The organism is Acidovorax sp. ST3 (assembly GCF_003231145.1).
In the GTDB taxonomy this organism is placed as follows: domain Bacteria; phylum Pseudomonadota; class Gammaproteobacteria; order Burkholderiales; family Burkholderiaceae_C; genus Acidovorax.
In genome coordinates, this window is sequence record NZ_QKVP01000001.1 from 101,757 (window position 1) to 120,212 (window position 18,456).

Here is an 18,456-nt window from a genome sequence, read left to right on the forward strand (position 1 = left end):
GCTCTGCGAACAATTCGTTCAATCGCAACCCTCCTCAAAGAAACCACTTTGAAAACATCATGCTCAAAAGAATGACTTTTTCGCTCGCGCTTTTGACGGCCGCAGTCCTGACCGCTGGCTGTATGGCAACGCCCAAGAACTTGGACTTATCCCTAGCCAAGAAATCTGCCGGTGGCGTCTACCACGTAGAGCTTCTCCCGCCTGCTCAAACGCCCGCCATCAATCAAATGCACAGCTGGACGGTGAAGCTGGCCACTGCCGAGGGCGCGCCTGTTCGGGGCGCCAAGTTCCTGGTCGATGGCGGCATGCCCCAGCACGGCCATGGCTTGCCCACACAGCCGCGCGTTACGCGGGAAATCGAAGCAGGGAGCTATGCGCTGGATGGGATGAAATTCAGCATGACAGGGTGGTGGGAAATGAAGCTTTCCATCGATGGGCCGCAAGGTGCAGACAAAGTCACCTTCAATACCGTAGTGAACAACCCGAGCGGGCGCTGAGGTCGGTGATGAAGAAGCGTGTCATCTGGGCTTTTGCTGCGGTAGCCGCATTCACAGTCTCCGTGTTCGCCGCACAGGAGCTCAGTGCGCCGCTTCGCGACAAGTGGACGGCTCAAGAAGTAGCCACTCTTGCGTCCATGCGCCTCAAAGTGGCTGGTGTGCGTCCAGCCGATTTTTCCAACGCCTACGAGCAAAAGACCGAGGCAGCTGCGCTGGGGCGTGCGTTGTTCAATGACACGCGGCTCAGCAAGAACGGTCAAGTGTCCTGCGCCAGTTGCCATTCGGCCGCCGGCCAGTTCGAAGACGGCCGTCAGTTCGGTCAGGGTGTTGGAACGGGCAAGCGTCGGACCATGCCGGTTATGGGCGCAGCGCATTCGCCATTCCTTTTTTGGGATGGGCGTAAAGACAGTGCTTGGTCGCAAGCGCTGGGCCCCTTGGAAGACCCCGCAGAGCACGGCGGCAACCGCGTGGCTTTTGTGAAGCTCGTGCTTGGCCACTACAAGTCTCAATATCAGGCTGCGTTCGGCCCCATACCCGTGCTTGGCCAGCTACCGGAAAACGCTTCTCCCAATGGCAGCGACGCAGAGCGAGCAGCCTGGACGGCCTTGTCTGCGACGACGCGTGACGGAGTGAATCGGGTTTTTGCGAATATGGGTAAGGCCATCGCTGCCTACGAGCGCAACATCGTCTACGGAGAGTCACGGTTCGACGAGTACGCGGAGGCTACTGTCCGCGGCGATGCACGTGGTCAGGAAAGTCTCACGCTTCAGGAGGTCCGAGGGCTGCGTACATTCCTCAACAAGGGGCAATGCGTTACCTGCCACAACGGACCTTTGCTGACGGACCATGCTTTTCACAACACCGGAGTACCGCCGGTAGACCCTAAGAATCCCGACCGCGGGCGCATCGACGGGCTCAAGCAGCTCCTCAAGGATGAATTCAACTGTCTTGGACCGTATAGCGATGCCAAGCCGGAGCAGTGTGGAGAACTTCAGTTTCTCAACACGAACGATGCAGGCCAACTCGGTGCGTTTCGTACTCCAAGCCTACGCAACGTGGCAGCCAGAGCGCCTTACATGCACGCGGGCCAGTTCGCGAGCCTGGACCAGGTGCTGCAGCACTACGCTGCATCGCCGAAGGCCGCGATTGGACACAGTGAACTTGCACGCCCTGGCGAGAAGCATGCTGAGCGCCAGACTATCCGGTTATCGGCTGCCGATATACAAGACCTGGCCGCTTTCCTTCATGCCTTCACTGGCCCGGTCGTTCAGCCCAAGTGATGCTCCAGGCCACGAGCTTGCGCACTGAGTGGGCCCGTCATCTGAAGGGTAGATGGAGCGAGGCCGAACATGTTCCGCGAGGTCCTGGAGAGATGCGCGGAGTCCGCAAAGCCTGCTGCATGTGCCGCTGCCGAAAGCGTTTCTCCCCGCATGAGTAGTGTCCAGACGTGCAGCAACCGACGCCACAAGATGTAGGTTTTGAGGGGCATGCCAGTCTCTTCTACAAAGAGATGCCTGAACCGACCAGGTGACAGGTTTGCAACCTTCGCGACCTCGGAAAGTGTCACGGCTTCGCCCACTCGCTGGCGGAGGTACTCCACGGCCGCCAGTACCCGTGGGTCCGACGGCTCGCGAGGTTCAGTGCGTGAAATCTCCTGGACCAGCTGCATACAGACTGCCTTGACGGCGTCGTAGCTTTTCTCGACCCGCCAGGCACGGTCCAGATTCTTGGCCGCAATCTCGACCGTCGCAGCATCGAGTAGCTCGGGTCTACCTTGGAGCCGGGCAGCCAGAGCCCTGCCTGTGGGCGTTTCGGGCTCGATAAAGAGTACGACGCTCATGTTGCAGCCATTGACATCAATAGTGTGGGTCGCCCTGGAGGGCACCAGGGCTGCAGCACAGGACTGCCAGTTGCCGTTGCGACCCAACTGAACTCTCAGGCCCGATGGCGCGCCGATGGCCAGCTGTATGGCGTAGTGTGAATGTGGAGAGATTGAGGCGCCATCACCGCCTTCGCCAATAAAACCACACACGCCTGCCCAGGCGACAAAGTCACCCCGATATCGACGGACGGTGGGCTTTTCCATGAGGGCGAAGTCTACGTCGGACTCGGGAGCAGGAGGCTATGGGCCTCCTGGTGTAGAGCGGCGAGGGCCTACCGGATTCCGTTTGGACACTTTATGGCTAATTTTTTCCCGTTCGGCCACTTTATGCCTTTTTACAGGTTGTCCAGGTATGCGCGTTCCCTTGGAGCTGCGGACAACATATGCCTAATTTTGCGGACGGGAAATGCGTAACGGCACAGTTGGGGGTTTTTCTTTTTTACGGTTTTGAGTGTCCGAGCGCGGCTTTTCGCTGTATCCGCTTGATCCGCTCATGCCGTCTGCTGCTTCCGCTGTGGGAAGCCGTAGTTCAGTCTCTCCGCGTCAATTTGCAGTGGTGCATGTCTCGGCTTCGCACGGGAAACATCAGACAAAGCGGGCCCACATATTGGTCTCCACAAAATCGACGACCCGCCAGCATCTTTCGCCAACGCCGCCCAAGAAACAAAATGAAATAAACCGAAACTGGGTCGAGACCACGTTCCAGGCCGCTGCGGGCACCATCAGGGTCATGTTCCATACCGTCTTTGAAAGGACTGCATCATGAAACCCTGGATCAAGAAAACGCTGATGGGCATTTTGGGTGCGTCCATCGCGGTGGGTGGGCTGACGGCCTGCTCCAGCGGGCACCATCAGCGCGGCCCGATGACTGCGGAAAAGATGGCCGAAGTGCGCGGCAAGATGGTGGACCGGGTGAGCAGCAAGCTTGACCTGAACGAGGCGCAAAAGACCAAACTCAATGCGCTGGCCGATCAGCTGGAGGCCCAGCGTGCGGCATTCATCGGCAAGACAGCAGACCCCCGTGCCGAGGTGCAGGCCATTGTGGCGGGCGACAAGTTTGATCGGGCGCGGGCGCAGTCCCTGCTCGAAGACAAGACGCGTGCGGTGCAGGACCACAGCCCGGCAGTGGTGAATGCGATGGCCGACTTTTATGACAGCCTGAACCCAGACCAACAGCAAAAAGTGCGTGAGCTGATGCAGCGACGCAAGGGCTGGATGGCCCGCGGATAACGGGCGAGGAGCATTGCATGTCACCCACGCTGGAACCTATCCACCGCCTCGCCCAGGGCGTTCGTGTGCACGGGCCTGCGCTGCTGTCGGGGATGCCGGAGCCTCACGATGAGCTGATGTCTCTGGTCTGGGGGCCGCGCTTTGACCGCGAGCATGCGATGGGCCTGGTAGCCCGCCAGCCCTCGGTGGCGGCCCACACGCTGCCCGCTTTGTTGGCGGCTGCCGACCATTTTGACGCGCTGCACGCTGGTGCGCAGGGCCGTTTACGCCGGCTCATCGTGCGGCACCGCGCATTGTGTGCGGCAGGCGCTTCTGTCGATGAACCCCGTGGGGAGCGCGCCTGACGGTGTGAGAATTGCTCATGCACCGCATATTGCTGATTGACGACGACGCGCAGTTAGGCGCGCCCCTGGCCACTTACTTCCAGCGTTTTGAGCTGGAGCTAGTTCACGCCCTTCGGCCCAGCGATGGCCTGGCGCAACTGACAGCCGGCGGCTTCGACGCGGCCATCCTCGACGTCATGCTGCCGGAAATGGATGGCTTCGAGCTGTGCCGCACCATCCGCAAGCAGGGCGACCTGCCCATCGTGATGCTGACCGCACGCGGCGAGGTGATGGACCGTGTGGTGGGGCTGGAACTGGGGGCCGACGACTATCTGCCCAAGCCCTTCGAGCCGCGCGAGTTGGTGGCACGCCTGCAGACGGTGTTGCGTCGACGCCGGGCGCCAGGGCCCGGTGTTGCAGCGGGCTCGCTGGAGTTTGAGGGCCTCTCCATCGACGCCGCGCGCCGCAGCGTACAGCGCCACGGCGTGGTGGTGGAGCTCACCGGCACGGAGTTCGACCTGTTGCACCTGCTGGCGCGCGAGCCGGGCAAAGTTTTCAGCCGCGACGACATCCTGAACCAGCTGCGCGGTCATGAGGCTGAGCTGTACACCCGCGCGGTGGATATCGTGGTGAGCCGGTTGCGCAAAAAGCTGGAGCCGCTGGACTGCATCAAGACGCTGCGCAACGTGGGCTATTCCCTGGCCCTGCGCCGCGCTGCCCCATGAAGAAGATTTGTTCTCCCGTCCACGACCCGAACTGCCCCTGGCACCGCCGGGCGCGCCACGCGGTGGGGCATTCGCTGCGCATTCGGCTGGTGCTGGTGTTCATGGCTTTGGCCGTGGCCGTCGCCGTCACGTTCATGGGCGGTGTGCAAAAGGCTGTGTCGGTGGGTTGGCGCGAAGCCGCACGGCCGCTGTTGATGGACTATGTGGACCGCTTGGCGGCCGAGATTGGCAGCCCGCCAAGCATTGAGCGAGCTCAGGCAATCGCCAACCGCCTGCCGCTGACCTTGCGCATCGACGGCCCGCAGATCCATTGGGCCTCGCACCCCGATCAGCAGAACCCTGAATGGATGAGCGACAAGGTCCGCCAGGAAAGCCGCTGGACCGGTGACGAGAATGGGCACAGCCTGCTGCGTCGCACGACGGCCGATGGGCACCATATCGAGTTCGGGCTGAACGCGCTGTCCTGGGACAAGCGCCCGCGCATTGCGTGGGGCACGCTCACCGTGCTGCTGCTGCTCACGGCGCTGGCCTATGTGTATGTGCGGCATCTGCTGCGGCCGCTGGACGACATTCGCCAGGGGGCGCAGCGCTTTGGCAACGGCAACTTTGCCCAGCCGATTCCGGTGCGGCATGCCCACCGGCCGGACGAGCTGGGCCAGCTGGCCGAGACCATCAACACTATGGGAGATGACATCCACCAGATGCTGGAGGCCAAGCGCGCGCTGCTGCTGGCGATGAGCCATGAGTTGCGCAGCCCTCTCACGCGGGCCCGCCTGAATACCGAGCTGCTGCCCGAAACGGCCGACGTGCAACCCCAACGCCTGGCGCTGATGCGTGACCTGGGCGAGATGGCAGGCCTCATCACGGACCTGCTGGAAAGCGAGCGCCTCGCGGGCCGCCATGCGGCGCTGCACCGCGAGCCCACCGATGTGGCCGAGCTGGCGCGCGAAGTGGTAGCCGACCTGTGCTCCCGCCATGCGGGCGCCGCCGACATTGCCTTGCACACAGCGCCGGACTTGCCCGCAGTGCGGCTCGACCGATCCCGCCTGCGGCTGCTGCTGCGCAACCTGCTGGACAACAGCCTGCGCCACAGCGAGTCGGGCGCCTTCCCGCCCGAGCTGCATCTGCGGCTGGTGGATGAGGGCAGGGTGCTGGAGCTGGAGGTGCGTGACCATGGGCGCGGCGTGCCCCCCGAGCACCTGCCCCACCTTGCCCAGGCGTTCTACCGGCCGGACACTGCACGCCAGCGCACCACCGGTGGCGTGGGGCTGGGCTTGTACCTGTGCCGCTTGGTGGCGCAAGCGCACGATGGGCAGCTGAACATGCGCAATGCAGAGCCTGGCCTGTCGGTCACCGTGCGTCTGCCGGTGGTGGAATAGGCCGCCCGCCGGCGGCATAGACAGGCTGGCCTGCGCGCCGGCAGGTGGCGTCGCACCGGCGCGGCCAGAGCAGCGCACAGGACTGGTGCGCGGGAGAACTGGCCGCACCAGGGGCCATGGCAGGCCTCACAAGGCAGATTCATAGTCTTTTTGCTCTGTAGCGCAGGTATTTATTGCGCTAATAGCTATCAAATCAGGAGTAATTTCTGCCACCCGGGGCCACCCGAGAAGTCGCCATCCTCCCTGGCCTCGTTCTTGCTCAAGATCGTCACCCCCTCGCATGAGTCGGATTTTTCAGTGTTTACCCTGTATATACAGGTATGCTGAAGCTGTCATCATGGCCTTCGGTACGCAGGTGCGTTCCGGTGGGCAGGGCCAAGGTACTTTCTTCAAACAGGAGCAGATGATGACTCGATCGGTTGTGAAATGGACGTCGCTGGCAGCGGCAGCAGCATGCATGATGGCCCTGGCCGCACCGGCCAAGGCGCAGGACACCAAAATCGTGCTGGGCATGTCCGGCTGGACAGGTTTTGCACCGCTCACGCTGGCCGACAAGGCCGGCATCTTCAAGAAGAACGGCCTGGATGTGGAGATCAAGATGATCCCGCAGAAGGACCGCCACCTGGCCCTGGCCTCCAAGTCCATCCAGTGCGCCGCTACCACGGTCGAGACGCACGTCGCCTGGAACGCCAACGGCGTGCCCATCGTGCAAATCTTCCAGATGGACAAGTCCTATGGCGCCGACGGCATCGCAGTGCGCGGCAACATCAACAGCTTTGCGGACCTCAAGGGCAAGACCATCGGCGTGGATGCGCCCGGCACCGCCCCGTACTTCGGCCTGGCCTGGATGCTGAGCAAGAACGGCATGAGCCTCAAGGACGTGAAGACCACCACGCTGTCGCCCCAGGCGGCGGCACAGGCCTTTGTGGCGGGCCAGAACGACGCTGCCATGACGTACGAGCCCTACCTGTCTACCGTGCGTGAGAACCCCAGCGCCGGCAAGATTCTGGCCACCACGCTCGACTACCCCATGGTGATGGACACCGTGGGCTGCGACCCCACCTGGCTCAAGGCCAACGGCAAGGCCGCACAGGCGCTGGCCAATTCGTACTTCCAGGCGCTCGACATGATCAAGGCCGACCCGACCAAGTCCAACGAGATCATGGGCGCCGCCGTCAAGCAGACGGGCGAGCAGTTTGCCAAGTCCTCGTCCTTCCTGCGCTGGCAGGACAAGGCCGCAAACCAGAAGTTCTTTGCCGGCGAACTGCAGTCCTTCATGAAGGACGCCACGGCCATCCTGTTGGAGGCCGGCATCATCCGCAAGGCACCTGAAGACCTGAACGTCACCTTTGACGCCAGCTTCATCAAGTAAATAGACGGAAGAAGAGCGCTCCATGTCCGCCGTGCAACCCCTGTCCGTTTCTGAGCCAAAGGCCACCGTGCGCCGGCGCTCCCTGGCCCCGCTGGAGCCTGTGAGCAGCCGATCCCGCTGGATGCTGGGGCTGGCCTTTTTCGCCCTGTTCGTGGCGGTGTGGGCGTTCTTCACCCTGGGCGGCTTCGTGTCGCCCACCTTCCTGGCCAGCCCCGTCACCATGGTGAAAGAAGGCTGGCTGCTGTTCACCGAATACGGCTTCATCAAAGACATCGGCATGACCATCTGGCGTGTGGTCGGCGGCTTCATCCTGGCAGCGGTCATTGCTGTGCCGCTGGGCATCGCGATGGGCGCGTACAAGGGAATCGAGGCGTTCTTCGAGCCCTTCATCTCGTTCTGCCGCTACCTGCCTGCGTCGGCGTTCATTCCGCTGCTGATCCTGTGGGCGGGCATTGGCGAGGCGCAGAAGATCCTTGTCATCTTCATCGGCTCGGTGTTTCAGATCACGCTAATGGTCGCCGTCACCGTGGGCGGCGCGCGGCGCGACCTGGTGGAGGCCGCCTACACACTGGGCGCGGGCCACAAGGGCATCGTCACGCGGGTGCTGATCCCCGGCGCCGCACCCGAGATCGCCGAAACCCTGCGCTTGGTGCTGGGCTGGGCCTGGACGTATGTCATCGTGGCCGAGCTGATCGGCTCGTCCAGCGGCATCGGCCACATGATCACCGACAGCCAGTCGTTGCTCAACACCGGCCAGATCATCTTCGGCATCATCATCATCGGCCTCATCGGGCTGGTGTCCGACTTCGCCTTCAAGGCGCTCAACCACCGTCTGTTTGCCTGGAGTTTTGTGCGATGAGCAGCGTATCCATCCAAGCCGTCTCGCGCACCTTTGAGGGGCGCAAAGGCCAGCGCACACAGGCGCTGCTGCCGGTGGACTTTGAAGTGCGTGACAACGACTTCGTGACCATCCTCGGCCCCTCGGGCTGCGGCAAGTCCACGCTGCTGCGCATCGTTGCGGGCCTGGACCACGCCACCGGCGGCCGCGTGCTGCTGGACGGCGTGCCGGTCGAAGGCCCCGGTGCCGATCGCGGCATGGTGTTCCAGAGTTACACGCTGTTCCCCTGGCTCACCATCGAGCAGAACATCCGCTTCGGCCTGCGCGAGCGGGGCATGCCCGAGGCGCAGCAAAAAGAGCGCGCCGCGTACTTCATCGCCAAGGTGGGCCTGCGCGGCTTTGAGCAGCATTTCCCCAAGCAGCTGTCGGGTGGCATGCAGCAGCGCACCGCCATTGCCCGCGCGTTGGCCAACGACCCCAAGATTTTGCTGATGGACGAGCCCTTCGGTGCGCTGGACAACCAGACCCGCGTGCTCATGCAGGAGCTGCTGCTGGGCATCTGGGAGGTCGAACGCAAGACCGTGCTCTTCGTCACCCACGACATCGACGAAGCCATCTTCATGGCCAACCGCGTGGCCGTGTTCAGCGCCCGGCCCGGCCGCATCAAGACCGAGCTGGCGGTGGACTTGCCCCACCCGCGCCATTACACGATCAAGACCAGCCCCGAGTTCATGGACCTCAAGGCGCGCCTGACCGAAGAGATCCGCGCCGAATCCATGGCGGCGGACCTGCATTGATCTGAACCTGCACCCACCCCGCATTCACCCATGAGCGCCCGTCCATCCCGCCGCACCACCGCCGCTGCACCGCGCAGCGCCACGCCTGCCAAGGCCGTGGCCTCTGCGGCTGCGCCCGCGCAGGCCATGGCGCTGTACGAGCAGGTCAAGGACCACATCTCTCGCAAGATTCAGGAAGGCATCTGGCGCGCGGGTGACCGCCTTCCGTCCGAGAACGAACTGGTCACCCAGTTCGGCATCTCGCGCATGACGGTGAACCGCGCGCTGCGCGAGCTGGTGGAGCAGGGCCGCATCGTGCGCGTGGCCGGTGTGGGCAGCTTCGTGGCCGAGGACAAGCCGCAGTCCACGCTGCTGCAGATTGCCAACCTGGCGAGCGAGATCCGCCAGCGCGGGCACGACTACCGCTGCGACGTGCTGACGGTGGAGCGCACCTCCGCCACGCTGGAGGTGGCCGCCGCGCTGGACCTGCGCACCGGCGAGTCGGTGTTCCACTCGCTGTGCATCCACCGCGAAGACGGCCTGCCCGTGCAGCTGGAAGACCGCCACGTGAACCCACGCCAGGTACCCCAGTTCGCCGCGCAAGACTTCACGCAACTGCAACCTTCCGAATACCTGGTGCGCAACGTGCCTTTCGACCAGATCGAGCATGTGGTCGATGCCGTCATGCCCACCGCCGAGCAGGCCACGCTGCTGGAGATGTCTCCGCAGGAGCCCTGCCTGCTGCTCACCCGCCGCACCTGGTCGCGCGGCGTGCCGATCACCGTGGTGCGCTGCCTGCACCCCGCCACCCGTTACCGCCTGGGTAGCCGCTTCCGCGCCGACGGCAACCCCGTCGCTGGTTGAGATTTTTCGCCAAAAGCACAGAATTTTTTCGCTTGTACCTACTTGTATATACAGGATCAACGCCATGACACAGAACGCATCTCCCATCACCCTGCACCCCGGCCTCGTCACGCTGGCTGAGCTGCGCCGCATCCACGCCGGCCCCGTGCAGGTGGTGCTGGACGCTTCGGCCCGCGCGGGTTTGCAGAAATCCCTGGCCACGGTGCAGCGCATCGTCGATGAAGACCAGGTGGTCTATGGCATCAACACCGGCTTCGGCAAGCTGGCCAGCACCAAGATTGCGCACGACCGCCTGGCTGAACTGCAGCGCAACCTGGTGCTGTCGCACAGCGTGGGCACGGGCGACCCGCTGCCTGATGACGTGGTGCGCCTCATCCTCGCGACCAAGGCCGTGAGCCTGGCGCGCGGCCACTCGGGCGTGCGGCCCGAGCTGGTGGATGCGCTGCTGGCCCTGGCCAATGCCAACGTGCTGCCGGTGATCCCGGCCAAGGGCTCGGTGGGGGCGTCGGGCGACCTGGCGCCCTTGGCGCACCTGGCCTGTGTGCTGATCGGCGAGGGGCAGGCCAAGGTGGACGGCAAGGTGGTGTCGGGTGCCGAGGCCATGCGTTCCATTGGCCTGCAGCCCTTTGTGCTGGGCCCCAAGGAAGGGCTGGCGCTGCTCAACGGCACACAGGTGTCCACCGCGCTGGCGCTGGCCGGGTTGTTCGGCGCCGAGAGCGTGTTTGCTGCCGCGCTGGTTGCCGGCTGCCTGTCGCTGGAAGCCATCAAGGGCTCGGTCAAGCCGTTTGACGCGCGTATCCATGAGGCGCGCGGCCAGGCCGGGCAGATCGCAGTGGCCGCCGCCGTGCGTGCGCTGCTGGACGGCAGCGCCATCGACCCCTCGCACCCGAACTGCGGCCGCGTGCAAGACCCGTATTCCATCCGCTGCGTGCCACAGGTGATGGGCGCGTGCCTGGACAACCTGCACCACGCTGCGCGCGTGCTGACCATCGAGGCGAATGCGGCGTCCGACAACCCTCTGGTCTTTGACAACGGCGATGTGATCTCCGGCGGCAACTTCCACGCCGAGCCCGTGGCCTTTGTGGCCGACATCATCGCGCTGGCCGTGGCCGAGATCGGTGCCATTTCCGAGCGCCGCCTGTCGCTGCTGCTGGACCCGGGCCTCTCCGGTCTGCCCGCGTTCCTGATCCGCGACAGCGGCGTGAACTCCGGCTTCATGATCGCGCAGGTCACCGCCGCCGCGTTGGCGGCAGAGAACCAATGCCTGGCCAACCCCAGCAGCGTGACCAGCCTGCCCACGTCGGCCAACCAGGAAGACCATGTCTCCATGGCCACCTACGGCGCACGCCGCCTGGGTGACATGGTGCGCAATGCGGCCGTGATGGTCGGCATCGAAGCCATGGCGGCCGCGCAGGGCATGGAGTTCGACCGCTCGCTCAAGAGTTCACCCCTCATCGAAGCGCAATTCGCCGCCATCCGCGAGCGCGTGGCCTACCTGGAGCAGGACCGCTACCTCGCCCCCGACATCGAAGCCATGCGCGCCTGGGCCCAGCAGTCCACATGGCCCGCAGCGCTCACGCAATGCCTGCCCAGCTTCGCCTGATTTTTTCCACGTATACCCACTGATTCACAGGAGCCCACCATGAACGCCAACGACGCCATCATCGCCGCCGCCTCCAACACCGACCCCCGCCACGACGCCAGCCGCGTGATCCGCGCGCCGCGCGGCAGCCAGCTGACCTGCAAAAGCTGGCTCACCGAAGCGGCCTACCGCATGATCCAGAACAACCTCGACCCCGAGGTGGCCGAGCGCCCGCAGGACCTGGTGGTGTACGGCGGCATTGGCCGCGCTGCGCGCAACTGGGAATGTTTTGATCAGATCCTGGCGTCGCTCAAGGACCTCCATGAGAACGAGACCCTGCTCATCCAGTCCGGCAAGCCGGTGGGCGTGTTCAAGACGCATGCCAATGCACCCCGCGTGCTGCTGGCCAACAGCAACCTCGTGCCCAAATGGGCCAACTGGGAGCACTTCAGCGAGCTGGACCAGAAGGGCCTGTTCATGTACGGCCAGATGACGGCGGGGAGCTGGATCTACATCGGCACGCAAGGCATCGTGCAAGGCACTTACGAAACTTTTGCCGAGGCGGGCCGCAAGCACTTTGGCGGATCGCTCGAAGGCAAGTGGATCCTGACCGCAGGCCTGGGCGGCATGGGCGGCGCGCAGCCGCTGGCCGCCACGTTTGCGGGCGCGGTGTCGCTCAACATTGAGTGCCAGCAAAGCAGCATCGACTTCCGTCTGCGCACGCGCTATGTGGACAAGCAGGCGCGTGACATTGACCACGCGTTGGAGCTGATCCAGCAGCACACCGCAGCCAAAGAAGCCGTGTCGATTGCGCTGCTGGGCAACGCCGCAGAAATCCTGCCCGAGCTGGTGCGCCGCGCCAAGGCTGGCGGCTTGAAGCCCGACTTGGTCACCGACCAGACCTCGGCCCACGACCTGGTCAACGGCTACCTGCCCGCGGGCTGGACGGTGGCGCAGTGGCGCGCCGCGCAGCAGGATGTGACCCAGCATGAAGTGCTGAAGAAAGCCGCGGCCCGGTCGTGTGCGGCGCATGTGCAAGCCATGCTCGACTTCCAGCACATGGGCATCCCGGTGGTGGACTACGGCAACAACATCCGCCAGGTGGCGTTTGACGAGGGAGTGAAGGACGCGTTCGACTTCCCCGGCTTTGTGCCCGCCTACATCCGCCCGCTGTTCTGCGAGGGCAAGGGCCCGTTCCGCTGGGTGGCGCTGTCTGGCGACCCAGAAGACATCCGCAAGACCGACGCCAAGATCAAGGAGCTGTTCCCCGAAAACAAACATGTGCACCGCTGGCTCGACATGGCGGGCGAACGCATCGCCTTCCAGGGCCTGCCCGCACGCATCTGCTGGCTGGGCCTGGGCGAGCGCCACATCGCGGGCCTGGCCTTCAACGAGATGGTGAAAAACGGAGAGCTGAAGGCCCCCATCGTGATCGGCCGCGACCACCTGGACACCGGCAGCGTGGCCAGCCCCAACCGTGAGACCGAAGGGATGAAGGACGGCACCGACGCCGTGAGCGACTGGCCGCTGCTCAACGCGCTGCTCAATACGTCTGGCGGCGCCACCTGGGTCAGCCTGCACCACGGCGGCGGCGTGGGCATGGGCTACTCGCAGCACTCGGGCATGGTCATCGTGGCCGATGGCACCGATGCGGCGGCGGCACGGCTGGCCAATGTGCTGGTCAATGACTGCGGCAGCGGTGTAATGCGCCATGCCGATGCAGGCTACGAATTGGCCGTGGAAACGGCCAAGAAGCAGGGCCTGAAGCTGCCGATGATCAAGTAAGCCCGCCAAATACTCGCGGGGTCTATCTATCTGTCTCTACGTTTGATCTGGAGGTGAGGTGCCATGCCCGATGTTTCGTCTGGGATTTCGCAGCAACGGTGGCAGGCACGCCTGCGCGAGCGGGTGAGTGACCAACAGGTCGCCGACTTCGCCCGCGACGGCGCCATCTGCATCAAGCAGCTGCTCACGCCCGATGAAGTCGCTCTGCTGCGCGATGGCATCGACGCCAACCTGGCCGCGCCCAGCCCGCGCGCCAAGGTGGCCAGCCGGCCGGATGACCCGGGCCGCTTCTTCGAGGACTTCTGTAACTGGCAGGACATCCCGCAGTTTGGCCGCTTTGTGCGCGACACGCCGCTGGCGCTGGCCGCGCAGCGCCTGATGCAGTCGCGCACCGTGCGGCTGTACCACGACCACGTGCTGGTCAAAGAGCCGGGCACGCGCCAGAAGACGCCTTGGCACCAGGACCAGCCTTACTACAACATCGAAGGCATGCAGAACGTGAGCATGTGGATTCCGGTAGACCCGGTGTCCCGCGCGGCCACGCTGGAGTTTGTGGCGGGATCGCACAAGGGCCCGTGGCTCATGCCGCGCACCTTCATGGACAACCAGGCCAAGTGGTTCCCCGAGGGCAGCCTGCAGGACCTGCCCAACGTGGAGGCCGACCGCGATGCCTTCCCCATCGTGGGCTGGGAGATTGAGCCCGGCGATGTGGTGTGTTTCCACATGCTCACGCTGCACGCAGCGGGTGGGGTGGAAGGGCCCCGTCGCCGTCGGGTGTTCTCGGTGCGCTTTCTGGGCGACGACACGCGCCATGCGCCCCGGCCGTGGAAGACCTCACCCGAGTTCCCCGGCCTGGCCGATGAGCTGCCCGCCGGGGCTGAGATGGACCACCCGCTGTTCCCCCTCCTGGTGGATGGCAACGACGTGCCACAGGGAGAACGGGCGTGATGCAGTTTCTGGACCTGGCCGCCACACCCTCGGTGCCCTGGAAAAACGGCGGCGGCAGCACGCGCGAGCTGGCGTGCTGGCCGCCCGGCGCGGGCATGGACAGCTTTGCATGGCGCGTGAGTGTGGCCACCATCGCCCGCCCCGGGCCGTTCTCGGCCTTCCCGGGGGTGGACCGGCAGATCATGCTGCTGGAGGGCGATGGCGTACAGCTGCAAGCCGCAGCGGGGCAATGGCAGCGCGCGCTAACGCAGCGGTGGGAGCCGTTTGCGTTCTCCGGCGAAGAGCCGGTGGACTGCCGCATGCTCGGCGGTGTTTCTACCGACTTCAACCTGATGCTGCGCCGGGGAGTGTGGACCGGGAGCCTGCAGGTGCTGCGCGATGCGTTGCCGCCCGCAGAGGGGGCTGCCGCTGGCCTGTGCATGGTGCTGCAGGGCACGTGGCGATATGAGGACAGCGATGGCCGCCCAGCGCGGATGTTGGCAGCGGGGCAGGGCCTGTGGTGGGTGAGCGAAGGGGGCGAAGCAGCGCCGTCGATTGCCCCCGTACGCGGCGCCGAAGGCGCCATGTCTGCCGACGATGCACCGGTGCTGGCCTGGGTGGCCTTGCACAGGGGCTCCGCACCATAATTTGAATCAAACGGGCTGCAAGCGCAGTGGAATATGCGCAAGTAGCTATATAAAAGATAGCAAATTGATCCATGAACACAGCAGCAAGTAGCAACCCGCAGAGCGCGGTCCCGCCAACATCTTCCGCGCCCAGTGCCGATGGCGTGTGGACCCACCTGCGGCCCGTGGCCGCGTTGTGGTCGGCGGACGTGCCGGTGCCCGAGAGCGCGCTGGCGTGTGTGGTGGTGCAGGGCGGCGCTGTGCAGTGGGTGGGCCCGCAGGCCCAGGTGCCTGCGGCGTTTGCCGCCTTGCCCCGCTTTGACGGTAAAGGCGCCATCACCACACCCGGCCTGGTCGATTGCCATACCCACCTGGTATACGGCGGGCAGCGCGCCAACGAATTTGCGATGCGGCTCGCAGGCGCCACGTATGAAGAGGTGGCCAAGGCGGGCGGGGGCATTGTGTCATCGGTGCGCGCCACGCGCGAGGCCAGCGAAGACGAGCTCTTTGCCCTGGCTGCGCCGCGCCTGCAGGCGCTGCTGGATGAAGGCGTGTGTGCCATTGAGATCAAGTCCGGCTACGGCCTGGCGCTGAAGCACGAACGCAAGCAACTGCGCGTGGCCCGCCGTCTGGGCGAGGCCTTTGGCGTGACGGTGCGCACCACCTTCCTCGGCGCGCATGCGCTGCCGCCCGAATACGCTGGAAAACCAGGAGGTAGCCAGGACTACACCGACCTTGTTTGCAACGAGATGCTGCCTGCGCTGGCGGCCGAAGGGTTGGTGGATGCTGTGGACGTGTTCTGCGAACGCATCGCCTTCACGCTGGCGGAGACCGAGCAGGTCTTCCAGGCCGCGCAAAAGCTGGGCATTCCCGTCAAGCTGCATGCGGAGCAACTGTCCGACATGGGGGGCTCGGCGCTGGCCGCGCGCTACGGTGCCCTGTCGTGCGACCACATCGAGCACCTGTCGGCCGACGGCATCGCTGCCATGAAGGCTGCTGGCACCGTGGCCGTGCTGCTGCCCGGCGCCTACTACACGCTGCGCGACACGCACCTGCCCCCCATCGCGGCACTGCGCGAGGCCGGCGTGCCCATGGCCGTCTCTACCGACCACAACCCCGGCACCTCGCCCGCGCTCAGCCTGCTGCTCATGGCCAACATGGCCTGCACGCTGTTCCGCCTGACGGTGCCCGAGGCGCTGGCCGGCATCACCACCCACGCCGCGCGCGCGCTGGGCCTGCAAGACACGCACGGCCTCATCGCATCCGGCAGGCCTGCCAACTTTGTGCTGTGGCCGGTGGGCGAGGCGGCAGAACTGGCCTACTGGCTGGGCCAGAAGCCCACCTGCACCATCGTGCGGCAAGGGCGCATTCACGGAGTCATGCCATGACGCAACAACTGTTCGCCACCGATGCCTTGCTGCCCACGGGCTGGGCGCGCAATGTGCTGATTACCTGGGATGGGGCAGGGCGTATCACAGACGTCACTGCCAATGCCCAACACAATCACGCCGCCGTGGCGCCGGGCCCCGTACTGCCCGGCATGCCCAACCTGCACTCGCATGCCTTCCAGCGCGCGTTTGCGGGCCTGACCGAATACCGGGGGGAAAGCCAGGACAGCTTCTGGAGCTGGCGCAACCTGATGTACCGCTTTGCGGCGCGCATCACGCCCGAATCGCTGGAGGCCATTGCGACCTGGCTGTATGTGGAGATGCTGGAGGCGGGCTACACCAGCGTGTGCGAGTTCCACTACGTGCACCACGACCAGGGCGGCACGCCCTATGCCGATGACGCCACGCTCTCGCTGGCACTGCTGCGTGCGGCGCAGCGTGCGGGCATCGGCATCACGCTGTTGCCGGTGCTGTACCAGACGAGCGGCTTTGGCGCCAAGCCACCGCGTGCGGACCAGGCACGCTTCATCCGCAGCACGGACAACATGCTCTCCTTATTGGAGCGCCTTGCGCCCGCTGCACAAGCGCAAGGGGCCGTTTTGGGCCTGGCACCGCATTCATTGCGTGCAGTGCAGCCCGACAGTCTGGCGGCTGCCGTGCAGGGCCTCACGGCACTCAATGCGCAAGCGCCCATTCACATCCATATTGCCGAGCAGACGCAGGAGGTGGATGACTGCGTGGCCTGGAGCGGCCAGCGCCCGGTGCAGTGGCTGCTGGAGCACGCACCCGTGGACGAGCGCTGGTGCCTGGTGCACGCCACGCACATGACCCCGCAGGAGTACCAGGACGCAGCCCGCACAGGCGCCGTGGCAGGCATCTGCCCCACCACCGAGGCCAATCTGGGCGACGGTATCTTCGACATGCCACTGTGGCTGCAGCATGGTGGACGCTGGGGCGTGGGCTCGGACAGCCATGCCTGCGTGAATGCGGCGGAAGAATTGTTGATGCTGGAATACGGCCAGCGCCTGTCGCTGCGGCAGCGCAATGTGCTGGCCACCGCTGCGCAACCGGAGGTGGCCACGGCCATGACCTTGCAGGCCGTGCAGGGCGGGGCGCAGGCCGCGGGCCGCGCCATTGGTGGTCTGGCCGTGGGTGAGCAGGCCGACCTGGTGGCGCTGGATGCGCAGCATGTGGCGCTGCGCGATCTGCCCGCACCCAGCATGTTGTCGGCCCATGTATTCGGCAGCCACCGCACCTCGGCCATCGACAGCGTGTGGGTGGGGGGCCAGCAGCGCATTGCGAGCGGCCGGCACACGCTGCACGATGCGGCGGCCCATGCGTTTGTGGCGGCACGCTCGGCCACCATTGCACCCGATTGAAGCGTCCGATTGAATTCATACCCGTTAGCTTGTGATGACCAATACCTCTCCACCTCCCTTTGTGTTTTATCCCGGCACTGCGCCGCTGCTGGTGTCCATGCCCCATGCAGGCACCTACGTGCCGCCTGCGCTGGCTGCGCGCTTCACCGATGAGGCCCGCCAGGTGCCCGACACCGACTGGCACATGGAGCGCCTCTACGCGTTTGCCAAAGACCTGGGGGCGTCCATCCTCGTGGCCACGCACTCGCGCTATGTGGTCGACCTGAACCGCCCGCCCGATGGCGCTAGCCTGTACCCTGGGCAGAGCGTCACCGGCCTCTGCCCGGTCGATACGTTCGACGACGCGCCCATCTACGCAGCAGGCGATGTGCCCGATGACGCAGAGATCGCTGCGCGCCGTGAGGCCGTCTGGGCGCCGTACCACGCGCAACTGCGTGCCGAGCTGGACCGCATCCGTGCGCAACACGGTGTGGCGGTGCTGTGGGACGCCCACTCCATCCGCTCGGTGCTGCCGCGCTTTTTTGAAGGCAAGCTGCCCGACCTGAACCTGGGCACGGCCAACGGTGAAAGCTGCGACCCGGCGCTGGCGCAGGAACTGCTGTCCATCGCCAAAGAGGCCCAGGGCTACACCGCCGTGCTCAATGGCCGCTTCAAGGGTGGGCACATCACGCGCCACTACGGGCAGCCCGCGCAGAACATTCACGCGGTGCAGCTGGAAATGACTCAGTGCAGCTACATGCAGGAGGCCCTGCCGTTTGACTACCTGCCCGAGGTGGCTGCGGGCGTGCAACCCCACCTGCGTAGTATGTTGGAGGCCGCGCTGGCCTTTGCGGCAGCGCAATCGGCGTGAGGCTTACGCCCCCGGGCGGGAAGTATCGGTGCT

General features: G+C 65.0%; 18 protein-coding genes. 17 read left to right on the top strand and 1 reads right to left on the bottom strand.

What is annotated here, in order from left to right; all coding sequences use genetic code 11:
* Positions 1-59 precede the first annotated feature (59 nt).
* Complete coding sequence (locus tag DNK89_RS00450; protein WP_110958472.1) at positions 60-497, top strand: FixH family protein; 438 nt, start codon at positions 60-62, stop codon at positions 495-497.
* Positions 498-505: 8 nt separating this feature from the next.
* Complete coding sequence (locus DNK89_RS00455; RefSeq protein ID WP_110958473.1) at positions 506-1,777, top strand: cytochrome-c peroxidase; 1,272 nt, start codon at positions 506-508, stop codon at positions 1,775-1,777.
* Here the strand turns inward: DNK89_RS00455 and DNK89_RS00460 are convergent.
* Positions 1,765-2,583 (bottom strand): AraC family transcriptional regulator, encoded by an 819-nt coding sequence (locus DNK89_RS00460; protein WP_110958474.1) that lies wholly within the window; start codon positions 2,581-2,583, stop codon positions 1,765-1,767. The two genes, DNK89_RS00455 and DNK89_RS00460, sit on opposite strands and share 13 nt — an antisense overlap.
* 558 nt (positions 2,584-3,141) lie before the next feature.
* On the opposite strand from DNK89_RS00460, the gene DNK89_RS00465 reads away from it, so the two are divergent.
* The 15 genes from DNK89_RS00465 to hutG all read left to right on the top strand — a co-directional run bounded on the left by DNK89_RS00465 (position 3,142) and on the right by hutG (position 18,423).
* Complete coding sequence (locus DNK89_RS00465) at positions 3,142-3,609, top strand: Spy/CpxP family protein refolding chaperone (protein ID WP_110958475.1); 468 nt, start codon at positions 3,142-3,144, stop codon at positions 3,607-3,609.
* Between the two features lie 17 nt (positions 3,610-3,626).
* Positions 3,627-3,953, top strand: coding sequence for a hypothetical protein (locus DNK89_RS00470; protein WP_060986352.1), 327 nt, complete (start codon positions 3,627-3,629; stop codon positions 3,951-3,953).
* Positions 3,954-3,970: 17 nt separating this feature from the next.
* A complete protein-coding gene (locus tag DNK89_RS00475) occupies positions 3,971-4,657 on the top strand; it encodes a response regulator transcription factor (protein WP_110959130.1) in 687 nt (228 codons plus the stop codon).
* Entirely contained in the window at positions 4,654-6,036 is a 1,383-nt protein-coding gene (locus DNK89_RS00480; RefSeq protein WP_110958476.1) for a cell wall metabolism sensor histidine kinase WalK, read from the top strand. Before DNK89_RS00475 ends, DNK89_RS00480 begins: the two co-directional genes overlap by 4 nt.
* A 406-nt stretch (positions 6,037-6,442) precedes the next feature.
* Positions 6,443-7,408: an ABC transporter substrate-binding protein gene (locus DNK89_RS00485; protein WP_110959131.1), complete on the top strand. Its 966-nt coding sequence runs from the start codon at positions 6,443-6,445 to the stop codon at positions 7,406-7,408.
* Between the two features lie 22 nt (positions 7,409-7,430).
* Positions 7,431-8,267, top strand: coding sequence for an ABC transporter permease (locus DNK89_RS00490; protein ID WP_015014420.1), 837 nt, complete (start codon positions 7,431-7,433; stop codon positions 8,265-8,267).
* Entirely contained in the window at positions 8,264-9,043 is a 780-nt protein-coding gene (locus DNK89_RS00495) for an ABC transporter ATP-binding protein (protein WP_110958477.1), read from the top strand. The genes DNK89_RS00490 and DNK89_RS00495 overlap by 4 nt, the downstream gene beginning before the upstream one ends.
* A 30-nt stretch (positions 9,044-9,073) precedes the next feature.
* Positions 9,074-9,886 (top strand): histidine utilization repressor, encoded by an 813-nt coding sequence (gene hutC, locus DNK89_RS00500; protein ID WP_110958478.1) that lies wholly within the window; start codon positions 9,074-9,076, stop codon positions 9,884-9,886.
* A 64-nt stretch (positions 9,887-9,950) separates the two neighbouring features.
* Positions 9,951-11,489, top strand: a complete 1,539-nt coding sequence (hutH, locus tag DNK89_RS00505; protein WP_110958479.1) for a histidine ammonia-lyase — start codon at positions 9,951-9,953, stop codon at positions 11,487-11,489.
* Between the two features lie 39 nt (positions 11,490-11,528).
* Complete coding sequence (hutU, locus tag DNK89_RS00510; protein WP_110958480.1) at positions 11,529-13,253, top strand: urocanate hydratase; 1,725 nt, start codon at positions 11,529-11,531, stop codon at positions 13,251-13,253.
* 63 nt (positions 13,254-13,316) lie between these two features.
* The gene (locus DNK89_RS00515; protein ID WP_110958481.1) at positions 13,317-14,201 is read left to right on the top strand and encodes a phytanoyl-CoA dioxygenase family protein; all 885 of its coding nucleotides are present in this window, start codon (positions 13,317-13,319) and stop codon (positions 14,199-14,201) included.
* Positions 14,201-14,827: a HutD family protein gene (locus tag DNK89_RS00520; RefSeq protein ID WP_110958482.1), complete on the top strand. Its 627-nt coding sequence runs from the start codon at positions 14,201-14,203 to the stop codon at positions 14,825-14,827. Before DNK89_RS00515 ends, DNK89_RS00520 begins: the two co-directional genes overlap by 1 nt.
* A gap of 71 nt (positions 14,828-14,898) precedes the next feature.
* The gene (gene hutI, locus DNK89_RS00525; RefSeq protein WP_110958483.1) at positions 14,899-16,194 is read left to right on the top strand and encodes an imidazolonepropionase; all 1,296 of its coding nucleotides are present in this window, start codon (positions 14,899-14,901) and stop codon (positions 16,192-16,194) included.
* Positions 16,191-17,573, top strand: coding sequence for a formimidoylglutamate deiminase (locus tag DNK89_RS00530; RefSeq protein ID WP_110958484.1), 1,383 nt, complete (start codon positions 16,191-16,193; stop codon positions 17,571-17,573). The genes hutI and DNK89_RS00530 overlap by 4 nt, the downstream gene beginning before the upstream one ends.
* Before the next feature lie 34 nt (positions 17,574-17,607).
* Positions 17,608-18,423, top strand: coding sequence for an N-formylglutamate deformylase (gene hutG / locus DNK89_RS00535; protein ID WP_110958485.1), 816 nt, complete (start codon positions 17,608-17,610; stop codon positions 18,421-18,423).
* The last annotated feature ends 33 nt before the right edge of the window (positions 18,424-18,456 follow it).

Coding starts and splice junctions, on each gene's coding strand:
- DNK89_RS00475 (WP_110959130.1), top strand. CDS start 3,971: ATGCACCGCATATTGCTGATTGACGACGACGCGCAGTTAGGCGCGCCC.
- hutH (WP_110958479.1), top strand. CDS start 9,951: ATGACACAGAACGCATCTCCCATCACCCTGCACCCCGGCCTCGTCACG.
- hutU (WP_110958480.1), top strand. CDS start 11,529: ATGAACGCCAACGACGCCATCATCGCCGCCGCCTCCAACACCGACCCC.
- DNK89_RS00515 (WP_110958481.1), top strand. CDS start 13,317: ATGCCCGATGTTTCGTCTGGGATTTCGCAGCAACGGTGGCAGGCACGC.
- DNK89_RS00455 (WP_110958473.1), top strand. CDS start 506: ATGAAGAAGCGTGTCATCTGGGCTTTTGCTGCGGTAGCCGCATTCACA.
- DNK89_RS00460 (WP_110958474.1), bottom strand. CDS start 2,583: ATGGAAAAGCCCACCGTCCGTCGATATCGGGGTGACTTTGTCGCCTGG.
- DNK89_RS00490 (WP_015014420.1), top strand. CDS start 7,431: ATGTCCGCCGTGCAACCCCTGTCCGTTTCTGAGCCAAAGGCCACCGTG.
- DNK89_RS00520 (WP_110958482.1), top strand. CDS start 14,201: ATGCAGTTTCTGGACCTGGCCGCCACACCCTCGGTGCCCTGGAAAAAC.
- DNK89_RS00465 (WP_110958475.1), top strand. CDS start 3,142: ATGAAACCCTGGATCAAGAAAACGCTGATGGGCATTTTGGGTGCGTCC.
- DNK89_RS00530 (WP_110958484.1), top strand. CDS start 16,191: ATGACGCAACAACTGTTCGCCACCGATGCCTTGCTGCCCACGGGCTGG.
- DNK89_RS00450 (WP_110958472.1), top strand. CDS start 60: ATGCTCAAAAGAATGACTTTTTCGCTCGCGCTTTTGACGGCCGCAGTC.
- DNK89_RS00485 (WP_110959131.1), top strand. CDS start 6,443: ATGACTCGATCGGTTGTGAAATGGACGTCGCTGGCAGCGGCAGCAGCA.
- hutG (WP_110958485.1), top strand. CDS start 17,608: ATGACCAATACCTCTCCACCTCCCTTTGTGTTTTATCCCGGCACTGCG.
- DNK89_RS00480 (WP_110958476.1), top strand. CDS start 4,654: ATGAAGAAGATTTGTTCTCCCGTCCACGACCCGAACTGCCCCTGGCAC.
- DNK89_RS00495 (WP_110958477.1), top strand. CDS start 8,264: ATGAGCAGCGTATCCATCCAAGCCGTCTCGCGCACCTTTGAGGGGCGC.
- hutC (WP_110958478.1), top strand. CDS start 9,074: ATGAGCGCCCGTCCATCCCGCCGCACCACCGCCGCTGCACCGCGCAGC.
- hutI (WP_110958483.1), top strand. CDS start 14,899: ATGAACACAGCAGCAAGTAGCAACCCGCAGAGCGCGGTCCCGCCAACA.
- DNK89_RS00470 (WP_060986352.1), top strand. CDS start 3,627: ATGTCACCCACGCTGGAACCTATCCACCGCCTCGCCCAGGGCGTTCGT.